The sequence below is a fragment of the Polynucleobacter sp. HIN9 genome, assembly GCF_030297635.1.
GTDB lineage: Bacteria > Pseudomonadota > Gammaproteobacteria > Burkholderiales > Burkholderiaceae > Polynucleobacter.
This window is the reverse complement of sequence record NZ_AP028140.1, coordinates 1,107,058-1,125,111: the sequence shown is the minus strand read 5'-3', so window position 1 is coordinate 1,125,111 and position 18,054 is coordinate 1,107,058. Positions and strand designations below refer to the sequence as shown.

The 18,054-nt window shown below is 48.8% G+C and carries 17 protein-coding genes; 14 read left to right on the top strand and 3 right to left on the bottom strand.

Features of this window, described 5'->3' with window-relative positions; genetic code table 11:
- Positions 1–2: 2 nt before the first annotated feature.
- A complete protein-coding gene (locus tag QUE62_RS05905) occupies positions 3–503 on the top strand; it encodes a DUF4149 domain-containing protein (protein WP_286224963.1) in 501 nt (166 codons plus the stop codon).
- Here QUE62_RS05905 and QUE62_RS05900 read toward each other — a convergent pair.
- Complete coding sequence (locus tag QUE62_RS05900; RefSeq protein ID WP_286261068.1) at positions 471–926, bottom strand: YhbY family RNA-binding protein; 456 nt, start codon at positions 924–926, stop codon at positions 471–473. The genes QUE62_RS05905 and QUE62_RS05900 overlap by 33 nt on opposite strands.
- A 55-nt stretch (positions 927–981) precedes the next feature.
- Here QUE62_RS05900 and QUE62_RS05895 point away from each other — a divergent pair, with 55 nt between their 5' ends.
- From QUE62_RS05895 to phoR, 12 genes are all read left to right on the top strand, one after another.
- A complete protein-coding gene (locus QUE62_RS05895) occupies positions 982–1,647 on the top strand; it encodes an RlmE family RNA methyltransferase (protein WP_286223172.1) in 666 nt (221 codons plus the stop codon).
- Between the two features lie 162 nt (positions 1,648–1,809).
- Positions 1,810–3,696, top strand: coding sequence for an ATP-dependent zinc metalloprotease FtsH (ftsH, locus tag QUE62_RS05890; protein ID WP_108508702.1), 1,887 nt, complete (start codon positions 1,810–1,812; stop codon positions 3,694–3,696).
- A gap of 2 nt (positions 3,697–3,698) precedes the next feature.
- Positions 3,699–4,574, top strand: a complete 876-nt coding sequence (gene folP, locus QUE62_RS05885; protein ID WP_286261066.1) for a dihydropteroate synthase — start codon at positions 3,699–3,701, stop codon at positions 4,572–4,574.
- 6 nt (positions 4,575–4,580) lie between these two features.
- Positions 4,581–5,924: a phosphoglucosamine mutase gene (gene glmM / locus QUE62_RS05880; protein ID WP_286261064.1), complete on the top strand. Its 1,344-nt coding sequence runs from the start codon at positions 4,581–4,583 to the stop codon at positions 5,922–5,924.
- Positions 5,925–6,020: 96 nt separating this feature from the next.
- Complete coding sequence (locus QUE62_RS05875; RefSeq protein ID WP_286224959.1) at positions 6,021–6,647, top strand: phasin family protein; 627 nt, start codon at positions 6,021–6,023, stop codon at positions 6,645–6,647.
- Between the two features lie 165 nt (positions 6,648–6,812).
- Positions 6,813–7,850, top strand: a complete 1,038-nt coding sequence (pstS, locus tag QUE62_RS05870; protein WP_286223168.1) for a phosphate ABC transporter substrate-binding protein PstS — start codon at positions 6,813–6,815, stop codon at positions 7,848–7,850.
- 70 nt (positions 7,851–7,920) lie between these two features.
- Positions 7,921–8,907 carry a phosphate ABC transporter permease subunit PstC gene (gene pstC, locus QUE62_RS05865; RefSeq protein WP_286223167.1) on the top strand — a complete coding sequence of 329 codons (987 nt, stop codon included), beginning with the start codon at positions 7,921–7,923 and terminating at the stop codon, positions 8,905–8,907.
- Positions 8,907–9,764, top strand: a complete 858-nt coding sequence (pstA, locus tag QUE62_RS05860; RefSeq protein WP_286223166.1) for a phosphate ABC transporter permease PstA — start codon at positions 8,907–8,909, stop codon at positions 9,762–9,764. Before pstC ends, pstA begins: the two co-directional genes overlap by 1 nt.
- Before the next feature lie 14 nt (positions 9,765–9,778).
- Positions 9,779–10,585, top strand: coding sequence for a phosphate ABC transporter ATP-binding protein PstB (pstB, locus tag QUE62_RS05855; RefSeq protein WP_286224744.1), 807 nt, complete (start codon positions 9,779–9,781; stop codon positions 10,583–10,585).
- Between the two features lie 12 nt (positions 10,586–10,597).
- Positions 10,598–11,302, top strand: a complete 705-nt coding sequence (phoU, locus tag QUE62_RS05850) for a phosphate signaling complex protein PhoU (protein WP_286223165.1) — start codon at positions 10,598–10,600, stop codon at positions 11,300–11,302.
- A gap of 4 nt (positions 11,303–11,306) precedes the next feature.
- The gene (gene phoB, locus QUE62_RS05845; protein WP_286223164.1) at positions 11,307–12,017 is read left to right on the top strand and encodes a phosphate regulon transcriptional regulator PhoB; all 711 of its coding nucleotides are present in this window, start codon (positions 11,307–11,309) and stop codon (positions 12,015–12,017) included.
- 51 nt (positions 12,018–12,068) lie between these two features.
- Positions 12,069–13,361, top strand: coding sequence for a phosphate regulon sensor histidine kinase PhoR (phoR, locus tag QUE62_RS05840; protein ID WP_286223163.1), 1,293 nt, complete (start codon positions 12,069–12,071; stop codon positions 13,359–13,361).
- Here the strand turns inward: phoR and ppk1 are convergent.
- Positions 13,327–15,420 (bottom strand): polyphosphate kinase 1, encoded by a 2,094-nt coding sequence (gene ppk1, locus QUE62_RS05835; RefSeq protein ID WP_286261062.1) that lies wholly within the window; start codon positions 15,418–15,420, stop codon positions 13,327–13,329. The genes phoR and ppk1 overlap by 35 nt on opposite strands.
- Positions 15,421–15,497: 77 nt before the next feature.
- Here ppk1 and QUE62_RS05830 point away from each other — a divergent pair, with 77 nt between their 5' ends.
- On the top strand, positions 15,498–17,066 hold the full coding sequence (locus QUE62_RS05830; RefSeq protein WP_286261060.1) for a Ppx/GppA phosphatase family protein: 1,569 nt from the start codon (positions 15,498–15,500) through the stop codon (positions 17,064–17,066).
- On the opposite strand, the gene QUE62_RS05825 is transcribed toward QUE62_RS05830, so the two are convergent.
- Positions 17,063–18,010: a GNAT family N-acetyltransferase gene (locus QUE62_RS05825; protein WP_286261058.1), complete on the bottom strand. Its 948-nt coding sequence runs from the start codon at positions 18,008–18,010 to the stop codon at positions 17,063–17,065. The genes QUE62_RS05830 and QUE62_RS05825 overlap by 4 nt on opposite strands.
- Positions 18,011–18,054: the final 44 nt, after the last annotated feature.

Here is an 18,054-nt window from a genome sequence, read left to right as displayed (position 1 = left end):
TTATGCAAGCTCAATCCACCCAGCACCAAATTGCACAACGTCTATTTCTCTTTGTGAGTAGTCTTTGGGTTGGTAGCCTCATTACTGTTGGCTACTTGGTTGCACCGACGCTCTTTGCAACGCTCACCGATCGTCAGGTCGCCGGTATGGTGGCTGGTGCGATCTTTCAGGTGGAGGCATATGTGAGTCTGGTGCTCTGCGTAGCGCTACTGGTCTTGGCAAACCTCTTGGTAAGTCGTGGGTTGCAAGCCTATCGTGCGATTCGTTGGATTTTGCTTGCGATGCTTGTGTGTGCTGCGCTTGGTAGCTTTGTGCTCATGCCCTGGATGGAGAACTTACGCGAGGATGCCTTGTTGCAAGGCATGCCAGTGATGTATTCAGCTTCTGCGAGTTTATTTGCTACTTTGCACGGTATCTCAAGCAGTGTTTTTTTGGTACAAAGCCTCTTGGGTATTTACTTGGTTTGGCGCTTAACCCAAAGCCGCTTTTTTGGGACTAGCTAAGCGAGTCTTGCGGCGCTTTGGTTTGCTGGGGCTAGCCATGGTTGCCTTTTTAAAGCCTGCACGCGAGCCACTGCCACGCTGATTGCTGCGAGCGGTTTGATAGGCGCGTGCTACTTTTTTACTGGGAACTACTTTCTCAGGCTTGGATGCAACAGGGCGCCACACCACGAGCAGTTTGCCAATGTGCTGAATCGGGGCAGCATTCAGGTCATCGCAAATCGATTCATACATCGCAATGCGGGCATCGCGATCATCACCTAGCACGCGGATCTTAATCAGGCCATGGCTCGATAGGGCACGATCAATTTCTTTGCGAACGGCAGCAGTGAGTCCTTCGTTACCGATCATGACGACGGGGTTAAGAGCATGGGCTTTAGCGCGGTGCGCCTTGCGTTGCGCTGATGTTAGTGAGAGAGCAGTCATCCCTGCATCATAGAGGATTTGCAGTGTGTAACCCAAAACAAGGACAATAGCGTTTGTGGCAAAGAATAAGTTCAACAAAAATTGGTTACACGATCATGTCAATGATCCCTACGTCAAGCTCGCGCAGAAAGAGGGTTATCGTGCGCGCGCGGCCTATAAGCTCTCGGAGATCGATGAACAAGATCACCTCATCAAGGCTGGGATGACTGTGGTTGATTTAGGAAGTGCCCCGGGTAGTTGGAGTCAGTACATTCGTAATCGCTTAGTAAAGCTTCGCAAACATCCCACACCCGAGACAGCTGGCAAGCCCGATGGTTGCATCATCGCTATTGATCTCTTGCCGATGGAGCCCGTGGCGGATGTCACCTTTATAGAGGGTGATTTTCGGGAGGAGGAGGGTTTGCGAGCGCTCGAGGCTGCTTTACCCCCAGAGGCCAATGGCAAAGTTGATTTAGTGCTATCCGATATGGCGCCTAACCTCTCTGGTGTTGGTGTAGCCGATGCAGCGCGGATGGCTAATCTTGCGGAGCTCGCTTTGGAGTTTGCCAAAGAGCATCTCAAGCCCGATGGGGCACTTCTGATCAAGTGCTTTCATGGGAGCGGCTATAGTCAAATAGTTGAGGCATTTAAGGGGGTATTTAAGACCGTTGCCCCTCGTAAACCCAAGGCCTCGCGGGATAAATCCTCGGAAACCTTTCTGCTAGGGCGCTATTTGAAGTAGGGTAAATGGTAGAGATTGCCCAAAAACCATAGAAAACCCAGCATTTTTAGGATAAATTAGTCCTCCAACCCTTGAATTTCAACGGGAGTAGAATCAAATACATAGGGTGAGGTTTGGTTCTCAACCCCGATAACTCCCGGATTGATCCGGCAAAGGTGTATTTTGAATAACAATATGTTCCAAAAAGTGGGTGTATGGCTCATCGTGGGCTTGGTTTTGTTCACTGTGTTTAAACAGTTTGATAAACCACGGACTCAAGATCAGGTCACGTATTCCCAATTTATGGATGATGCCAAAGCTGGCAAGATCAAGCGCGTGGATGTGCAAGGCCGTACCTTGCAAATCACCCCAGTTGATGGCAATAAATACTCGATCATCTCCCCAGGCGATATCTGGATGGTGGGTGATCTCATGAAATACGGTGTTCAGGTTACCGGCAAGACCGAAGACGAACCCAATCTATTGGTCTCTGCGCTCTATTACTTAGGACCTACTTTATTAATCATCGGCTTTTGGTTCTTCATGATGCGTCAGATGCAAGGTGGCGGCAAGGGTGGCGCATTCTCCTTTGGTAAATCCAAAGCACGTCTCATTGATGAGAACAGTAACTCGGTGACTTTTGCCGATGTCGCAGGTTGCGATGAAGCTAAAGAAGAAGTATTTGAGATTGTTGACTTCCTCAAAGATCCCCAAAAGTTCCAAAAGCTGGGTGGTCGTATTCCACACGGCGTGCTCTTAGTTGGTCCTCCTGGAACCGGTAAGACCTTATTGGCCCGTGCCATCGCTGGCGAGGCCAAAGTACCATTTTTCTCAATCTCGGGCTCCGACTTCGTTGAGATGTTTGTGGGCGTGGGCGCTGCGCGTGTACGCGACATGTTTGAGAACGCTAAAAAGCATGCACCTTGCATCATCTTTATCGATGAGATTGACGCAGTAGGCCGTCATCGTGGTGCCGGCATGGGCGGCGGTAATGATGAGCGCGAGCAAACCTTAAACCAAATGCTCGTTGAGATGGACGGCTTTGAGACCAATAGCGGTGTAATCGTAATTGCTGCGACCAACCGTTCGGATGTTCTGGATCGCGCCTTACTACGCCCTGGCCGTTTTGACCGCCAAGTGCATGTTGGTTTACCTGACATTCGGGGTCGTGAGCAAATTCTTCGCGTGCACATGCGCAAAGTGCCGATTAATGCTGACGTTGATCCTGCGGTCTTGGCTCGTGGTACTCCAGGGTTCTCGGGTGCGGATCTTGCTAACTTAGTCAATGAAGCAGCTTTGTTTGCAGCTCGTCGTAGTAAGCGCGCAGTGGATATGCAAGACTTCGAGGATGCCAAAGACAAGATCTATATGGGTCCTGAGCGTAAGTCCGCTGTGATGCGCGAGGAAGAGCGTCGCAATACGGCTTATCACGAGTCGGGTCATGCGGTGGTGGCAAAGATGCTGCCAAAGGCCGATCCCGTTCACAAGGTCACCATCATGCCTCGCGGTATGGCGCTTGGCGTCACTTGGCAGCTGCCAGAGTTCGATCGTGTGAACTTATACAAAGATCGCATGCTCGAAGAGTTAGCCATCTTGTTTGGCGGTCGTGCTGCCGAAGAAGTATTCTTGGGCTCCATGAGCACGGGTGCATCGAACGACTTTGAGCGCGCCACCAAAATGGCTCGTGATATGGTTACCCGTTACGGCATGAGCGATAGCTTGGGTACCATGGTCTACGTGGATACCGAGCAAGACAGCATGTTCGGTCGCATGAACAGCAAGACTGTATCGGAGCTTACCCAACAAAAGGTTGATGCGGAGATCCGCACCTTGATTGATAGTCAATACGCACTCGCCAAAAAGATTTTGGAAGAGAACCGTGACAAGGTGGAAGCCATGGTTACTGCCCTCTTAGAGTGGGAGACGATTGACTCGGAGCAGATCAATGACATCATGGCGGGTCGCACACCGAAGCCACCTAAGCCAGTCACCGCGACCGCGTTTGGTAACTCTGCGGGTGGCGGTGGTACTCAGGGTCCTGCAGCAGGTAGCGCACCCGCAACCGCGTAAGCATGTCGTATTCATCACCGCCCGTGGCATGGCGCTGCGGGCGTTTTCTTTTTGAGTTCCCCGCCAATCAGCATCGACGCCCATTGGTAATGGGCATCCTCAATGCCACGCCGGATTCCTTCTCAGATGGCGGGCGGTTTTATCAGCGCGATGCAGGTCTCATTCAGGCCGAGAAAATGCTCGCTGCGGGCGTTGACATCATCGATATTGGTGGAGAGTCTACCCGGCCAGGAGCCGAGCCCGTTGGTTTGCAAGAGGAGCTCGATCGTGTTTTGCCAGTCATCGAATCACTCAAAGAGTGTGGTGTTGCTCTCTCGATTGATACTTACAAGCCCCAAACCATGCAAGCAGCACTCGCCATGGGTGTTGATTGCGTCAATGATATTTGGGCCTTGCGACAAGCGGGAGCAGTCGATGCCATCAAGTCAAGCCAATGTGGCATTGTGTTGATGCACATGCAGCGTGATCCTCAAACTATGCAATTTGATCCCAATTACGAACATGTGGTTCAAGAGGTACAAGCATTCCTATTAGAACGTGCGGCAGTGATCGAAGAAGCAGGAGTTGACTCGCAACGGATTGCCATTGATCCTGGATTTGGCTTTGGTAAGAGCTTGGAGCATAACTATCAATTATTGGCACAAATGAACGTATTTACTGAACATGGTTACCCGGTCTTAGCGGGCCTATCGCGTAAGTCCATGCTTGGCAAGGTCACCAATCTTGAGGTGGGCGAGCGTTTGATCCCGAGTATTGCGGCAGCCATCTTGGCAGTGGAGCGTGGCGCGATGATTGTGCGTACGCACGATGTACCTGAGACCGTGAATGCACTGCAGGTCTGGCAGGCTATGCGAGAGCAAAGTACCTCAGTTTTATAATGAATCATGACTAAAAAATATTTTGGGACCGATGGCATTCGGGGTGAAGTTGGTATTTCACCCATCGTTCCGGAGTTTATGTTGCGCCTCGGTTACGCTACTGGCATGGTGTTTAAGCGCCATGGCAAACCCAATGAGCGTCAACGCATCCTAATTGGTAAAGACACGCGGGTCTCAGGTTATTTGCTCGAAGCTGCCTTGGAGTCTGGGTTCTCGGCTGCTGGGGTTGACGTGACTCTGTGTGGACCAATGCCCACTCCGGGGGTCGCTTATCTCACCAAAGCCCTGCGCTTATCTGCCGGTGTAGTGATCTCTGCGTCGCATAATCTTTACCAAGATAACGGTATCAAGTTTTTTAATGGCAAGGGCGATAAGTTCTCTGATGCGATCGAGCTTGAGATTGAAGCAGAGCTCGAAAAGCCGATGGGCTGTGTTAGCTTCGACAAAATTGGTAAGGCATTTCGTTTGGATGATGCCGCAGGGCGCTACATTGAGTTCTGCAAATCCACTTTTCCACAAGACCTTAACCTCAAAGGATTGAAGATTGTGGTGGATTGTGCCAATGGTGCTGCCTATCACACCGCACCGCCAGTGTTTCATGAGCTGGGTGCCGAGGTGATTGCGATTGGAGTAGAACCCAATGGCAAGAACATCAACGATCATTGTGGTGCCACCGCACCAGCTGCGCTGATTGCAAAGGTTAAGGAAGTGAATGCCGATATTGGGATTGCCCTCGATGGTGATGCTGATCGTCTGCAAATGGTGGATCAAAGTGGGCGTTTGTTTAATGGCGATGAGCTCCTCTATATCTTGGCTAAAGATCGCTTAGAGCAAGGTAAGGCAATTGGTGGAGTTGTAGGCACCTTGATGACGAACTTGGCGATTGAAGTTGCCATCAAAAAACTGGGTCTCGGATTTGAGCGAGCCAAGGTTGGAGATCGATACGTCCTCGAGCTCTTACAAGCCAAGCAGTGGGTGATTGGCGGTGAAGGTTCAGGGCATCTTTTATGTTTGGATCAACACAGTACCGGCGATGGCACGATTGCAGCCCTTCAAGTACTTGCAGCCATGCAACAAAAGCAACAATCCTTAAGCGAACTGTTAGATGGCATCACCATCTATCCGCAAGTGCTCATCAATGTGAAGACTACTCCAAGCTACCAGTGGCAGGCCGATCAAAAGCTTAATGCCATGGTCAGTAAGGTGGAGCAAAGCCTAATTGGTAAGGGCAGGGTCTTAATCCGGCCATCAGGAACTGAACCGGTCCTGCGCGTCATGGTTGAAGCCAATGAGCAAAGTCTGGCACAGGCAAGTGCCGAGGCAATCGCAAAGGAAGTCAGCGTTTCTTGAGGTTAAATTAAGCGACTTGTAACTTGTGCGGCGCATCAAGCGATTGTCATATTCGTTTGTTAGACTGAATAATCTTCATTTAACGCGAGGTGTTCCATGAAAAAGCCGTCAGCAGCTGCTAAGAAAGCCAAAGCACAAGAGTTATTTACCTTGTCCCACAAATTATTAGATGCTGCCAAACAGCTAAGTGAGCATCATGCAGCAGAGTTGCGCTACAACATGCAGCAAGCGATGGAGGCCGCTAAGACTGCTGCACAAAAGGACGTCACCAAGTTGCAAGCCCTACAGAAAAAGGCAGCAGAAGATGCGACTAAGCGTATGAGCGTCTACCAAAAGAAGGTTAAGGCAATCCTGAAAGATATCGGTAACGAAGCAGCCGATGGCGCTGAAAAGCATTTTGATCGTGCTCGTGATGCCATCAGTGACTGGATCAAAGAGGCTGACAAAAAAATACCAATGGGCGGAGAAAAACTTGCGAAGGTTGTGCGTGAGGTATCCGATGCGGGCGCCAAAGTATTTAAAGAGGGCCGTAAGGCAGTAGAGGGCGCAATTAATTCTGCTGAAAAGAATTTGCATACAGTTGCCAAAAAGGCCAGTAAAGCCATTGCACCCAAAGCACCAACCAAACGAAAGACTGCGGTTAAAAAATTAGTCCCCAGAAAAACATCCCGAGCCGTCAAAAAGGCCGAATCAAGCACTCCTGGAAAAACTTCCGATCAGTGACCTCTTTTATTTATTGAAGAGACAGTGGGGTAGCATATGCTGCTAGCCCATTGATTCATTTGATTTTTTTAAGAAACTTCATTTAGTTTCTTGTCATGAAAGCGTCATATTTCCTGTTTATTGTTCAAGTATCGCGTTGTGCGAGAACCATTTAAAGGAAGATAAATGACGATTACCTTGAAAAAAGCCCTAGCAGTAGCGGCTCTTTCTCTATCCACTGCCAGTTTTGCTCCAGCAGCCTTTGCTGCAGACATTACTGGTGCTGGTGCAACATTTCCATACCCCATTTATGCCAAGTGGGCCGAAGCTTATAAAGCTCGCACTGGCAATGGTTTGAACTATCAATCAATCGGCTCTTCAGGCGGTGTCAAACAAATTAAAGCCAAGACTGTAGACTTTGGTGCAACCGACAACCCAGTGAAGTTTGAAGATCTACAGGCCGATGGATTGGTTCAGTTCCCTGCAATTATTGGTGGTGTTGTGCCAATCATTAATTTAGATGGCATCAAGCCTGGTCAAATTCGTTTGGACGGCCAAACCTTGGCTGATATTTTCCAAGGCAAGATCACGAACTTCAACGACAAGCGCATTGCTGATTTGAACCCTGGTGTGAAGATTCCTGCGGGAGAGATCACCGTGGTGCATCGTGCCGACGGTTCTGGTACTACCGCAATTTTCACTGACTACTTGGCCAAAGTAAGTGCCGATTGGAAATCCGCTGTTGGCGCTGGCGCTGCTGTGAAGTGGCCTGCCGCTTCATCGGTTGGTGGTAAGGGCAATGAAGGCGTGGCTGCAAACGTTGCACGTGTTAAAAACTCCATTGGTTATGTGGAGTATGCCTATGCTAAGAAGAACAACATGACCCACGTACAACTTCGTAATGCTGCTGGACAGTTTGTGCAGCCCGATGACGATACATTTGCTGCTGCCGCTGCCGGTACCGATTGGGCAAAGATTCCTGGAATGGGAACCTTTATCACTAATGCTGGCGGTGCCAAATCCTGGCCCATTACTGGTGCATCCTTTATCTTGATGTACAAAGAGCCTGCAAACAAAGCACGTTCAGCTGAAGTATTGAAGTTCTTTGACTTTGCGTTCAAAGAGGGTAAAAAGATGGCAGCTGAGTTGGACTATGTGCCAATGCCTGATGCCACGACCGACTTCATTCGCAAGAATGTTTGGAATCAAATTAATACAAAGTAATCTCTTTACCGACTGTTCTAAAATCAGCTCTAGTATCACTGGGGCTGATTTTGTCTAAAAAGGTCTATTCATGGAAGCCGCGTTAAGCAATCACGTAGTCAATCACGAAGTCTTAAGTATTGCTAAACGACAGCGTGCTCTCGATCGTGTCTTTAAATATTCCACGCAATTTTTTGCATTGACTGTATTGCTTGCATTGCTCGGCATTATTGCCTCCTTAATTTTTAATGCTGCTCCAGCGCTTAGTAAATTTGGTTTCGGGTTCTTCACCACAGTAGAGTGGGACATTATTAATGGCGAGTTTGGTGGCTTGATTGCCATCTACGGAACCATCATGACCTCGCTGATCGCTCTGGTGATCGCAGTTCCATTGAGTTTTGGTATCGCAGTATTTTTAACTGAGATCTGTCCTACTATTTTAAGACGCCCGCTTGGGACCGCAATTGAGATCTTGGCTGCAGTGCCGTCCATTATTTACGGTATGTTTGGATTATTCATTTTTGCACCTTTATTTGCCGACTATGTTCAACCAGCTCTTGCTGCAACATTGGGGCAAATCCCTGGGCTAGGTATTTTGTTCTCAGGCGCCTTTAATGGAATCGGTATTTTGTGTGCCGGTTTAATTTTGGCAATGATGGTTCTGCCGTTTATTGCTTCGGTGATGCGTGATGTATTTGAAATTGTTCCCCCGGTATTAAAAGAGTCTGCCTACGGCATTGGTTGCACCACCTGGGAAGTGGTCAAGAACGTTGTTTTACCCTACACCAAGACCGGTGTCATTGGGGGCATTATGTTAGGTCTAGGGCGCGCTCTTGGGGAGACCATGGCCGTCACCTTTGTAATTGGTAATGCCCACAAGATTTCAGCGTCGCTCTTTGCTCCAGGAAATTCGATTGCATCGACTTTGGCAAATGAGTTCGGTGAAGCAGAAGTGGGTCTGCATTATTCCTCATTATTTGCCTTAGGCTTGGCATTGTTTGTGATCACTTTCATCGTTTTATCGCTCGCAAAGGTCATGTTGATGCGCATGGAAGCTAATCAAGGAGTCAAAACCTAATGAGCACGCGCGATCCATCCTTATTTGCTAAAAGAAAGCGGGCTAATGCCCTGGGCCTGACTTTCTCCATGATTGCCATGTCGATCGGCATGCTATTCCTTTTCTGGATCTTGGCCATTCTTCTATGGAAGGGTTTTGCCGCAATTAGCCCATCTTTATTCCTTGCCAGCACTCCAGCACCCGGATCAGAGGGGGGCGGTCTAGCCAATCCCATCGTCGGTAGTTTGATGATGGTGGCTTTCTGTGCCTTTATCAGCACACCCATCGGAATCTTGGCAGGAATCTATTTGTCCGAGTATGGCCAAAATAATAAATTTTCAGAAGTGACGCGTTTTGTCACCGATATTATGTTGTCGGCTCCATCCATTGTGATTGGTCTCTTTGTCTATGCCATCATCGTCTATCAAGTAAAGCACTTTTCAGGATGGGCTGGAACGGTTGCACTCTCCTTAATCGCAATCCCAGTCGTCGTACGTACCACTGAAAACATGCTGAAGTTGGTACCCACCACACTTCGTGAAGCGGCTTTTGCGCTTGGCGCCCCAAAGTGGAAGGTATCGCTGAGCGTGGTTTTGCGGGCCGCCAAGAGCGGTGTGATCACAGGTGTATTGTTGGCGATTGCACGGGTAAGTGGAGAAACAGCGCCTTTGCTATTTACTGCTTTAAATAATCAGTTCTTCTCAACCAATATGAATGCCCCGATGGCTAATTTACCCGTGGTGATCTTCCAGTTTGCTATGAGCCCATATGACAATTGGGTCAATTTGGCTTGGGGTGGGGCGCTCCTAATTACGTTTGCGGTTCTCGGTTTAAATATTTTGGCTCGCGTAGTATTGCGTGAAAAGGTAAAAGTATGACAATGATGAAAACGATGTTTCATGCGGATATTAATCAGACTGTTGAACAGCAGTCCGCTGAGCAAGTGGCCGTTGCTCTCAAGATTAAGAACCTAAACTTTTTCTATGGAAGCTTTCAGGGTCTGAAGAATATCAACCTTGATATCTTGGAGCGTAAGGTTACTGCGTTTATTGGCCCATCAGGTTGTGGCAAATCGACCTTATTACGAACCTTAAACCGCATGTATGACCTTTACCCAGGTCAGCGTGCTGAGGGTGAGATTACCTTCTATGGCGAGAATATTTTGGAAAAGGGTAAGGATGTTAATTTACTCCGCTCCCGAATTGGGATGGTCTTTCAAAAACCGACACCATTTCCGATGTCGATCTATGAGAACATTGCCTTTGGAGTTCGTCTTTATGAGCGCTTATCGAAAGCAGAGATGGATGAGCGGGTTGAGTGGGCGCTCAATAAAGCCGCCTTGTGGAATGAGGTGAAAGATAAGCTCAATCAAAGTGGTCTATCTCTTTCGGGCGGTCAGCAACAACGTCTTTGTATTGCTCGTGGTGTCGCAGTGAAGCCATCGGTTCTGTTATTGGATGAGCCAACCTCAGCACTAGACCCCATTTCAACGGCTAAGGTCGAAGAGCTAATCAATGAGCTCAAAAAGGATTACACGATTGCGATTGTGACTCATAATATGCAACAAGCTGCGCGTGTTTCTGATTTCACCGCCTATATGTATTTGGGTGAACTGATTGAATACGGCAAAACCGATGAAATTTTTATTAAGCCAAAGCGTAAAGAAACCGAGGATTACATCACTGGTCGCTTTGGTTAGTGAGGAGAAGCAATGAACGATCGCCATCTATCATCTCAATTTGACGAGGACTTAAATTCCTTATGTAGCAAGCTGCTTAAAATGGGTGGCCTAGTAGAGTCCCAGGTCGAGGTTGCCATGCGCGGATTCTCAGAAACTAATATTGATTTATGTAATCAAGTCATTGAACGAGAAAAATCAATTAATACCTTAGAGGTTGAAATTGATTCTGCATGCACTGAGTTAATTGCGCGTCGTCAACCAACAGCCCGTGACTTGCGATTGGTCATGGCGATTTCTAAGGCGATTACCAATCTTGAACGAGCCGGCGATGAAGCAGAAATTGTTGCGAAGCGTGCCAAGCGCGTGATTGAGCAGGCGCCGAACTATAAAATTAATGCTGCGGAGATTAAGCTCTCCGGGCAAATGGCCATTGAGCTATTGCGCCGTTCCCTTGACTGTTTTGCACGTCTTGATGCCGCCTCGGCTGCCAAAGTGGTTGAGGATGATAAACAAATCGATGAAGAGTTTAGGGGTTTTGTACGTAAACTCATTACTTACATGGCAGAAGATCCCAAGATGATCTCAACCGGACTGGATCTTTTATCGATTGCAAAAGCAATCGAGCGGATTGGTGATCACTCAAAAAATATTGCAGAGTTTGTGATCTATATTGTGAAAGGCGCCGACGTTCGTCATGTGCCACATGATGACCTAGTTCGCGAGGCGACTAAGTAGCCCCATGTCACACCGCATTCTGATTATTGAAGATGAACCTTCGATTGCAGAACTGATTGCGATTAATCTAACTCATTCAGGTTTCACGGTGGAGCGTGCCCTGCAATCGGAGGAGGGGCTGCAAAAGATTAAATCTCAAAAACCCGATTTATTGATCTTGGATTGGATGATGCCCGGTAAATCTGGGGTGCAATTCACCAAAGAACTTCGCGCTAGTCCTGAGTTACAAAATATACCCATTCTGATGCTGACCGCCAAAGGCGCAGAAGCCGATAAGATCCAGGGGCTGGATTCTGGGGCGGATGATTATGTCACCAAGCCATTTTCACCAAAAGAGCTCATTGCGCGGGTGAGGGCACTATTACGACGTAATACCGTCTTGGGGATGAGTGATGATGTATTAAAACTCGGGCCCATTCAACTGGATCCGGTCACCCATCGCATTACCGTAACCCATCCCGGAGAAAAAGAGCAATCGCTCAACTTGGGCCCAACCGAATTCCGCCTTCTGCAGTTCTTCATGGGCAATCCTGAGCGGGTTCATAGCCGCTCGCATCTTCTGGATCGGGTTTGGGGCGATCAGGTCTACATCGAGGAGCGGACCGTTGATGTCCATATTAAGCGCTTACGCGCGGCCCTATCGGAAGCCAATTGTGATCAATATATCGAGACCGTGCGCGGTAGCGGCTACCGGATCACTAAAACCCCAGCTTAGGCGTTATGCTTAATTTTTGAGCATCTCCGGAAGATGCTCTAAGATGTCGCCATGCTTTCTGGATTTCTCCGTCTTATCCCAATCCTTCTACTTGCCGGCGTTGCTGGCTTGATTGGTGAGTCGTTTCTACGGGATGAGCTTGGTTGGCTTCTTGCAGTATTCATCATTGTATTTAGCTTATTCATTGCCTATGTCAATCAATCCCGCCTAGACGCCTTTGTAAAGGGTGCAGGAATCTCTCATTTATCGGGATTTGGCGGCGCTTGGGCTGAGATCTTCTTCAAACTCCAACGCATTATTACTGGCTTACGGAAAGACATTGAGCAGGCAGAGCGCCAGCATAAACGCTTTATTGAGGCATTTCAGGCATCCCCGAATGGTATTGTGATGCTTGATGATCAAGATCAAATCGAGTGGTGCAATGCGATTGCGGAACGCTTTTTGGGGATTGAGCTCAAACGTGATGTGTTACAACGGATTCATTACATCGTCCGCAAACCAGAGTTTGTGCAATACATCACTGAGCGGAATTATGAAGAGCCGATTGTGTTAGAGAAGATGAGTGGTTCAAGCCTGATACTTCGTCTGCAAGCATTCCCATTCTCTGAGAACCGCCGCTTGGTCTTGATTCAGGACATCACGGATTTGAGTAAGGCTGAGGCCATGCGCCGTGATTTCGTGGCCAATGTTTCGCATGAGATGCGCACACCTCTCACCGTCATGATGGGCTTTTTGGAGACCATGCAAACCTTGGATCTACCACCCGAGCAAAAGGCCCAATACCTCGAGATGATGATGGATCAAGGTAAGCGCATGAAGAATTTAGTTGAGGACCTCTTAACTCTGGCAAACCTTGAGGCCAACACACAACCCGCACCTCTAAACAGTGTTTCGATGAGTTATTTGATGTCGCTCATCAAAAATGATGCTTACGCCTTATCGCAGGGTAAACATGCTCTGAACTTTAATCTCAATACACCCTGTAATTTATTAGGTGAAGAGCGCGAGGTCTTGTCCGCTTTTAGTAATTTGGTATCGAATGCGATTCGGTATACACCAGAAGAGGGATCGGTGACGGTCTCATGGGGCATTAATCCTGAGGGAGAGGGGGAGTTCTCGGTAACCGATACGGGACCTGGGATTTCAGCGGAACACATTCCACGCTTAACCGAGCGCTTCTATCGGGTCGATCGGAGTCGCTCGCGTGAGACCGGTGGTACCGGTCTTGGCTTAGCGATTGTGAAGCATGTGGCGAGCCGTCATCAAGCCCAGTTAGTGGTTGAGAGTACCCTTGGCAAGGGTAGTACCTTTACCCTGCGCTTTCCCCCCGAGCGAATTTCTTAAGCAGTTCGAGCTGACCCACGATCGGTGTTTGGTTGCTGCGTGGCTTACTCTTCACGTAACCACCATCGGGCTTCATTAGCCATGCTGAGGCATTATCTTTCAGTAAAACCATCAAACCCTCGTTAATCACCCGTTGCTTGAGTTTGGGATCCTTTACCGGGAAGGCAACCTCCACGCGGCGCAGTAGATTACGCTCCATCCAATCCGCGCTCGAAAGATAGACCTGTTCAGAGCCGCCATGATAGAAGTAATAAATCCGGTGATGCTCTAAAAAGCGACCCACAATCGAGCGTACCTTAATGTTCTCCGAGAGGCCTTTCACCCCAGGGCGCAGAGCGCAGACCCCGCGCACGATCAGATCAATCTTTACCCCAGCCTGAGAGGCTTTATAGAGCTCTTCGATGATGGTCTTTTCTAAAAGAGCATTCATCTTGCCGATGATGCGCGCTTTCTTACCTTGCTTCGCAGCCTTGGTCTCAGCCCGGATGTGATGCACGAGTTGCTCGAGCATCGTGAACGGGGCTTCCCACAGTTCGCGGGTCTCGAGCTGCATTCCAGTCCCCGTGAGTTGCTGAAAAACTTGATGCACATCCTTGGTGATGAGTGGATCGCAGGTCATCAAACCAAAGTCGGTGTAGAGCTTAGCGGTACGGGGGTGATAGTTGCCGGTTCCAAGGTGGGCGTAGCGCACTAGTGATGTCTTACCTGACTTATGGATTTTCTCTTTACGAACGATCAGCAATAGTTTGGCATGGCATTTATGACCGACCACCCCATAGACCACATGTGCTCCAACTTCCTCTAAGCGAGCCGCCCAATTAATATTGGTTTGCTCATCAAAACGGGCAAGAAGCTCAAGGACCACCGTAACCTCTTTACCATTTTGGGCAGCCTCAATCAGAGCCTCCATGACTGGCGATTTATCACCAGTCCGATACACTGTTTGCTTAATTGCCAATACGTGAGGATCGCGACTTGCTTCGCGCAATAGATCTAAGACGGGCTCAAAGCTCTCATAGGGATGATGCAAAAGAATATCGGCCTGCTTAATGCGCTCAAAGAATGAGACAGCTCCATTACCTGAGCCGTGCTTAAATGGTATGGCAGGAGTGTATGGTTTAAAGACCAGCTTAGGCTCATCAACCAAGTCTGGGAGTTGAGCAAGGCGGACCAAATTGACTGGGCCATTGACACGGTAACAATCGCGCATATCAAGATTATTTTCCTTGCATAAGCGCTGTAAGAGAGCATCTGGAATATTGATATTCGCCTCTAGGCGTACTGCATCGCCCAAGTGACGGGTAGGTAGCTCGCCTTGCAAGGCTTGACGAAGATCGGTGATCTCATCATCGGAAACGAACAGATCAGAATTACGCGTCACCCGAAATGGATAGCAACCAAGCACTTTCATCCCCGGAAATAGCTGACCCACATACGCTTGAATAAAGGAGGATAAAAATACAAAGGTGTTCGTATTGCCTGATAAGCGGTGAGGCATTTTGACCAAACGAGGCAGTGCGCGCGGTGCTTGCACCACAGCAAGATTAGCCTTGCGTCCAAAAGCATCCTTCCCATCAAGTTGAACGATAAAGTTTAGGCTTTTATTGATGACTCGTGGGAAGGGGTGAACCGGATCGAGGGCGATGGGTGTGAGTAAGGGAAAGAGTTCTTCTTTAAAGAAGTCTTCAGCCCAAACTCGCTGTTCATCATTCCAGTAATCGGGTAGCAAAAATTCAATACCCGCTTTGCGCAACTGCGGGATCAGCACCTGTTGATAAAGATGATACTGGCGCTCAACCAAGGTGTGGGTGTGTTGCGAGACCAGTTCATAACTCTCTGCAATAGTACGCCCATCAGAGCCTACCTTTAAGGAGTTATCGATGAGCTGTTCCTTGATACCTGACATCCGAATCTCAAAAAACTCATCGAGATTACTCGAGACAATACTCAGAAAGCGAATGCGCTCCAGTAGGGGGATCTTCGGATCCTCGGCTTGCGCCAGAACCCGTGAATTAAATTCGAGGATACCGATTTCACGGTTGAGTAATAGAAGTGACATATCTCTTTATATTTCACAAATGTGTCACTTTTATTTCATACGATAATAGTCTTTGACTTTAATAAATCCTAAATACCGTGTCTAAGACCAGCACCCCTAATAAGCCCGGACTAGACCTAGTGGCCGCCGTTGACCTCGGCTCCAATAGCTTTCGATTGCTCATCTGTCAGGCCTACATTACTCCCTCCGGGATGCAGTTACGTACCATCGACACCTTGCGCGAGCCAGTTCGTTTGGCAGCCGGCCTAACCCCTGGCAAGGTCTTGGATGACGAGGCGATGGAGCGGGGCTTAGGGGCGATTCGACGCTTTGGGGAGCGCTTGCGGGGCTTTCAGCCTGAGCAGGTGAGAGCCGTTGCCACCAACACCTTACGAGTAGCGCGCAATGCGCAAAAGTTTGTGCAAGAGGCTCAGGTTGCTTTGGGATTTCCGATTGAGGTAATCGCTGGAGTGGAAGAAGCCCGTCTGATTTATATCGGCACCTCGCATGAGGCTCCAGCTGTTTCAGGCAATCGCTTGGTAATCGATGTGGGTGGTGGCTCGAGTGAGTTCATTATTGGTAAGGGCTATGAGCCGAAGCTCTTAGAGAGTCTTTATATTGGTTGCGTATCGCATAGCATTCGTTTTTTTCCAAATGGAGTGATTGATCCCCACGCATTTAAAGAGGCGGAGCTAGCGGCGCGCCGCGAGGTGCAAGTGATTAAAGGACGATTTAGTAAATCAGGCTGGAACCAAGTGATTGGCTCATCGGGAACGGCACGCGCTTTAGCTGACTTGATTGCAGACAACAAACTAAATGGTTCAGGTGAGAAGTCAATCCTAGACCCCTTAGACAATAGTGGTGCGGGGGTGATTACCTTGCAGGGTCTCAAGGGCCTGAAGAAACGCCTTCTAGATTTTGATCACATCGATCGAGTCAATCTCATCAACCTCAAGGATGATCGTCGCCCCGTCTTGCCGGGTGGGCTATCGATCATGCTCGCCATCTTCGATGAGTTAGGCATCGAGCGCATGGAAGTTAGTGATGCAGCCCTCCGAGTTGGCGTGCTCTACGATTTATTAGGACGGACGCAGCACGACGACATGCGCTTTGTGACCGTTGAGCAGTTTATGCAACGCTATGCAGTTGATCGTGAGCAGGCGCATCGTTTAGGCACTTTGGCAGCGGAGTTCTTAGCCCAATTACCAAAGCCTAATCACGAGAGCCGCACTGATAACCTTGCCTTACTTGGCTGGTCAGCAAACCTGCATGAGGTTGGATTATCAATCTCGCATAACGGCTATCACAAACATTCAGCCTATATCGCCGCAAATGCGGATATGCCAGGGTTCTCCAAGAATGATCAAGCCCGATTGGCAGCGCTGCTTCTGGGACATACGGGCAAACTGGGCAAACTCTCAAACAATGCCAACTTCACCGACTGGCGTATGTTGTTCTGCATTCGTCTAGCGCATGTCTTGTGCCGCTCACGCATGGATGAGCACCTACCCAAGGTAAAGGTCAAGAATCCTAATAGCGAGACCTTTGAGGTTGCGATTGATCGGCAGTGGGCCAATGCCCACCCCTTAACCGAGTTCAGTCTACGTAAAGAAGCGGCGGAGTGGGAACGAATCGGATACCGCTACACCCTAAAGCTAACGGATTAGTCCGCCTTTTCCAGAAAATGCTTCGCGTAGCGCGGATTCATTTCGGAGAGCCGCAACATCGTGAGTAGATCGGCGGTGTTGAAGTCTGGATCCCAAGCGGGCGCACTACAAATCTTAGCCCCGAGTTTCAGGTAGCCCTTAATGAGCGGTGGTGCTTCCACATGCAGACCGCTATTTAAGCGATCTAAGGGGAGAGGTAGCTTCGGAAACGCATGGTTCTCAACTGGTGCCATTTGCTCCGGCCCGAGCGAGTTATAGAGACTGGCTGCATAGTGGCCGCCATCAGCCATTGGAATGCTGGCGCAACCGAGCATGATCTCATATTGATGCTGTTTCATATATTGGCCAAGACCGCTCCACAAGGCCATGATTACTGCACCCGAGCGATAGTCTTCATGCACACAGGAACGACCCACCTCAACCATTTTGGGGCGTAAGTGATTAATGCGGGAGAGATCAAACTCCGAATCCGAGTAAAGACGACCAAGCTGAGTAGCTTTATGAGGTGGCAAGACCCTGTAAGTGCCAATGACACGCAGGGTCTCTGGATCACGAATCAATAAATGATCGCAATAGGCATCAAACTCGTCGATATCAAGACCGTCTTCATTGACTGGCAGATGCGCGCCCATCTCTTCGGCAAATACCTTGTAACGCAGGCGTTGTGCCTCTTTGATTTCCTCGGCATTGATGGCCCACGAGATCTTAAAGGGAGCACGCTTGGCTTTACCTAAGAGCTGAGGAACGTTTTCTAATCCAGTCTTAGACGTGGGCGTGTCGGACTTGATATCGCCCTCAGGAGTCTCTGGCTTTTTGCCAAAGAGCTTTTTGAGAGGATTCAATTTATCCGCCCAGGGTTTAGTGGAAATTGATGCGTTCGCATGACGTTTCGTTGTAATAAATAGGTTGTCTAAAGGCGAAAAAGGATTTGGGATATCAGGCATTGTGATTCCTTAGTTGATAGCCTGATCCTATAGGGCATATATTA

Bases quoted from the DNA above. Each gene is read 5' to 3' on its own strand.
- QUE62_RS05905 (WP_286224963.1), top strand. From the start codon at position 3: ATGCAAGCTCAATCCACCCAGCACCAAATTGCACAACGTCTATTTCTC.
- phoR (WP_286223163.1), top strand. From the start codon at position 12,069: ATGCTTTCTGGATTTCTCCGTCTTATCCCAATCCTTCTACTTGCCGGC.
- pstA (WP_286223166.1), top strand. From the start codon at position 8,907: ATGAGCACGCGCGATCCATCCTTATTTGCTAAAAGAAAGCGGGCTAAT.
- phoB (WP_286223164.1), top strand. From the start codon at position 11,307: ATGTCACACCGCATTCTGATTATTGAAGATGAACCTTCGATTGCAGAA.
- glmM (WP_286261064.1), top strand. From the start codon at position 4,581: ATGACTAAAAAATATTTTGGGACCGATGGCATTCGGGGTGAAGTTGGT.
- pstB (WP_286224744.1), top strand. From the start codon at position 9,779: ATGTTTCATGCGGATATTAATCAGACTGTTGAACAGCAGTCCGCTGAG.
- QUE62_RS05875 (WP_286224959.1), top strand. From the start codon at position 6,021: ATGAAAAAGCCGTCAGCAGCTGCTAAGAAAGCCAAAGCACAAGAGTTA.
- folP (WP_286261066.1), top strand. From the start codon at position 3,699: ATGTCGTATTCATCACCGCCCGTGGCATGGCGCTGCGGGCGTTTTCTT.
- ppk1 (WP_286261062.1), bottom strand. From the start codon at position 15,420: ATGTCACTTCTATTACTCAACCGTGAAATCGGTATCCTCGAATTTAAT.
- QUE62_RS05900 (WP_286261068.1), bottom strand. From the start codon at position 926: ATGACTGCTCTCTCACTAACATCAGCGCAACGCAAGGCGCACCGCGCT.
- QUE62_RS05825 (WP_286261058.1), bottom strand. From the start codon at position 18,010: ATGCCTGATATCCCAAATCCTTTTTCGCCTTTAGACAACCTATTTATT.
- phoU (WP_286223165.1), top strand. From the start codon at position 10,598: ATGAACGATCGCCATCTATCATCTCAATTTGACGAGGACTTAAATTCC.
- pstC (WP_286223167.1), top strand. From the start codon at position 7,921: ATGGAAGCCGCGTTAAGCAATCACGTAGTCAATCACGAAGTCTTAAGT.
- pstS (WP_286223168.1), top strand. From the start codon at position 6,813: ATGACGATTACCTTGAAAAAAGCCCTAGCAGTAGCGGCTCTTTCTCTA.